5 protein-coding genes are annotated in these 3,324 nt (G+C 71.4%); 4 read left to right on the top strand and 1 reads right to left on the bottom strand.

Going from position 1 to position 3,324, the window contains the following annotated elements:
* Together BN11_RS13970 and BN11_RS13965 are read left to right on the top strand one after the other, a co-directional pair.
* The coding region (locus BN11_RS13970) for a leucyl aminopeptidase family protein (protein WP_162213240.1) at positions 1 to 1,067 on the top strand (1,067 nt) is incomplete at its 5' end.
* 4 nt (positions 1,068 to 1,071) lie between these two features.
* Positions 1,072 to 1,431, top strand: coding sequence for a hypothetical protein (locus BN11_RS13965; RefSeq protein ID WP_048698613.1), 360 nt, complete (start codon positions 1,072 to 1,074; stop codon positions 1,429 to 1,431).
* Positions 1,432 to 1,566: 135 nt separating this feature from the next.
* Here the strand turns inward: BN11_RS13965 and BN11_RS13960 are convergent, their stop codons facing one another.
* Complete coding sequence (locus tag BN11_RS13960) at positions 1,567 to 2,199, bottom strand: O-methyltransferase (protein WP_048698611.1); 633 nt, start codon at positions 2,197 to 2,199, stop codon at positions 1,567 to 1,569.
* Positions 2,200 to 2,344: 145 nt separating this feature from the next.
* Here BN11_RS13960 and sigE point away from each other — a divergent pair, with 145 nt between their 5' ends.
* Entirely contained in the window at positions 2,345 to 2,950 is a 606-nt protein-coding gene (gene sigE, locus BN11_RS13955) for an RNA polymerase sigma factor SigE (protein WP_048701524.1), read from the top strand.
* On the top strand, positions 2,947 to 3,324 hold a 378-nt coding region (locus BN11_RS23870; RefSeq protein WP_048698609.1), incomplete at its 3' end, for an anti-sigma factor family protein. The genes sigE and BN11_RS23870, both read left to right, overlap by 4 nt.

Here is a 3,324-nt window from a genome sequence, read left to right as displayed (position 1 = left end):
GGCCGCAGACCCGCGAGCCGGACGACACCCGCCGCGCCCTGGGCCGGCTGATCCTCCTCGGTGCGCCGGACCCGGGGCAGGTGCGCCTCGGCACCGAATGCGCTCGCGCGGCCCAGACGGCCCGGGCACTCGCCAACACCCCTAGCAATGTCAAGAACCCACCGTGGCTGGCCAACCAGGCGCGCGCGATCGGCCGCGCCGCCGGACTGCGCGTGACGGTGTGGGACGAGAAGGCGCTCGCGCGGGACGGATTCGGAGGCATTCTCGCCGTCGGCTCCGGTTCGGTGCACGAGGCCCGCCTCGTGATGCTCGAGCACCGCCCCGGTGCCGCCACCGAGCCGCCGATCGTGTTGGTGGGCAAGGGAATCACCTTTGACACCGGTGGCCTCAACGTCAAACCGGCCGCTGGCATGTTGATGATGAAGACCGACATGTCCGGCTCCGCGATCGTCCTCGGCGTGATGGCGGGGCTGAAGGCGCTGGGCGTGCGTCGCCGGGTGATTGGGTTGCTGCCGCTGGCCGAGAACGCGATGGGTGCCGCGTCCTATCGGCCCGGCGATGTCGTCACCCACTACGGCGGCACGACCGCCGAGATCGGCAACACGGACGCCGAGGGGCGCATCGTCCTGGCCGACGCGCTGGCATACGCCGCCGCCGAACTCGACCCTGCCGCCCTCGTCGACATCGCCACCCTGACCGGCCACGCCCGCATCGCCCTGGCGAGCGCGATGGCACCGTCATACGGCACCGACGACGCATTGCATACGCGGATCCGGGACGCCTTCGCGGCGGCCGGCGAGCCGCTGTGGCCGATGCCGCTGGTGGAGGACTATCGCTCCTCGCTCGAGTCCGATGTCGCCGACCTGAGCCACATCGGCCCGATCGGCGGACAGGGTGCCGGATCGATCCTCGCGGCCCTCTTCCTCCGCGAGTTCACGGGCGGGCGCCCGTGGGTGCACCTCGACATCGCCGGCACGGGGCGTTCGGAGTCCGACACCGGATTCCTCGCCAAGGGCGCGACCGGCTACGGTACCCGCGGATTGTTGCGCTGGCTGGTCGAGGAGTAGAGGTATGGACGCGGGCTACGGGCTGGCGGTGCGCTGGTCGTTGACCGGCGCGCCCCTCGGTGTTGGGCAGGAACTGCGGGATTACGTCATCGGCACCTCGCTGGCCCGGTTCATGTTCCTCGACGGGCTCGCCTTCAAGACCTGGCGGATGCGCGAGGGGGAGTGGTTCGAGGGCACCTACGTCTTCGACTCCCCGCGCGAGCGGGACGGCTTCCGGGCCGAGTTCGAGGCCACCGCCGCCGGGTCCCCGGTCTCGCGCCTCATCGGCTCCGGGCCGATCACGATCGAGGACTACGAGGTCGTCGCCATCGCCGAGGGCCCGGCAAAGTTCCGCCGGGGCGCCGGCCCCGGCTCCGCCCGCTGACCGGTAGCCACCCGGTTAACCCTTGGTCAGTGGGGTGAAAGCCCCAGATCCCAATGGGTAGTCGCGTCGTTCTGGCGGAGCACGACCGCTGGCTACCGGTGAACTCCCTGCCCTGGTGGCTCCGCCTGGCCCGGCCTATTTCTTGACCGCGACCAGCAGGCCGTCACCCACCGGCAACAGGGCCGGCAGCAGGCGCTCGTCGTCGCGCAGGGCCTTGCCGAGTTCGCGCAGGGCCACCGTCTGGGCGTCGCGCGCGGCGGGGTCGGCGACCTTGTCGTGCCAGAGCATGTTGTCCAGCGCCAGGACGCCGCCGGAGCGAAGCAGCCGGATGCCGTGCTCGACATACTCCGGGTAGCTCGCCTTGTCCGCGTCGACGAACACCATGTCGTAGGCGCCGTCGGTCATCCGCGGCAGGACATCGTGGGCGGACCCGGTGATGACGCGGGTGCGGGTGTGCGAGATGCCCGCCTTCGCGTAGGCCGCCTTCGCCGCCCGGGAGTGTTCGGCCGCGGCGTCGATCGTGGTCAGCACTCCGTCGCCCGGCATACCCTCGAGGAGCCACAGGCCGGAGGTGCCCGCGCCCGTGCCGATCTCGATGACCGCCTTCGCGGCGCTCGCGGCGGCGAGCATCCGCAGGGCAGCGCCGCCGCCGGTGCCGACCGGCGACGCCCCCAGCCCCGAACCGGTGCGCCGGGCCCCGTCCGCGGTCTCGGCCTCGGGGACGAACTCCTCGGCATACGACCAGCTCGCCAGTCTCGCTCCACTCATGCCTGGATTTTACGTCCCAGTCGAGACCGCGCTGATATGCCGCATACAGCTTCTATTCAGACTTGTGGGGAACCATCAAACCCACTCGCGCGTATGAGTGGTGCACAGGGGGATGCGCGAGAACCGCGCACGTGAGGAAGGCAAGATGCAGACCGAGAGCCCGGCCACCGAGACCTGGGTGGCGCCCAGCTGGGAGCAGATCGTCGAGGAGCACTCGGCGCGTGTGTACCGGCTGGCCTACCGCTTGACCGGCAATGTCCACGACGCCGAGGACCTCACGCATGACGTCTTCATCCGCGTCTTCCGCTCGCTGGGGTCCTACACGCCCGGCAACTTCGAGGGCTGGCTGCACCGGATCACGACCAATGTCTTCCTCGACAAGATGCGCCGCAAGCAGCGGATCCGCTTCGATGCGCTCTCGGACGAGGCCTCGGCCCGCATCCCGAGCCGCGAGCTGTCGCCCGAGCAGGCGTATGCGGACCGCCACTTCGACGATGACGTTCAGCGGGCGCTGGATGCGCTGCCGCCGGACTTCCGCGCCGCGGTCGTGCTGTGCGACATCGAAGGCCTGAGCTATGAGGAGATCGCCGCGACGCTCGGGATCAAGCTCGGCACCGTGCGCTCCCGTATCCACCGGGGCCGGGCCCTTTTGCGCGAGGCACTGAGCCACCGCGCCCCGACCCCCCAGCCCGTCGCTGCCGGGGGCCGCACGCTGGCGACGGGGCGCCTCGCCCCGGCAGGCGTGTCGTGATCTCGTTCGGCCCGGCCCCCGCGATGCGCGGCTGCCTCGGCGAGCGGGTCAGCGACTATGTCGACGGCACGCTGGGCGCGGGCGAGCAACTCGCGTGCGACCGGCACCTGATCGCGTGCCAAGGCTGCCGCGCCGAGATCGAACTCGAGCGCCGGCTGCGGGCCACGCTGCGAACCGAGCCCGCCGTGCCCGATGCGCTGATGGCCATGCTGATGGCCGTGTCGCAGGAGATCCCGGTCCAGGCCCCCCTCTCGCGGCCTGCGCGAACTGGGGCATCGCGCCCCGCGCGGGCAGGTGGGTCGGTGCCGTCGGTTCCGCTGCGCGGGCCGGGTATGCCGCCCGCCCTCCCCACCGCGCCGGTCCCGGTCCTCGCG

The organism is Nostocoides australiense Ben110 (assembly GCF_001050535.1).
GTDB classification, from domain to species: domain Bacteria; phylum Actinomycetota; class Actinomycetes; order Actinomycetales; family Dermatophilaceae; genus Nostocoides_A; species Nostocoides_A australiense.
The sequence above is the reverse complement of the archived record's forward strand: the minus strand, read 5'-3'. Positions and strand labels throughout refer to the sequence as shown.

Coding starts and splice junctions, on each gene's coding strand:
- BN11_RS13965 (WP_048698613.1), top strand. CDS start 1,072: ATGGACGCGGGCTACGGGCTGGCGGTGCGCTGGTCGTTGACCGGCGCG.
- BN11_RS13960 (WP_048698611.1), bottom strand. CDS start 2,199: ATGAGTGGAGCGAGACTGGCGAGCTGGTCGTATGCCGAGGAGTTCGTC.
- sigE (WP_048701524.1), top strand. CDS start 2,345: ATGCAGACCGAGAGCCCGGCCACCGAGACCTGGGTGGCGCCCAGCTGG.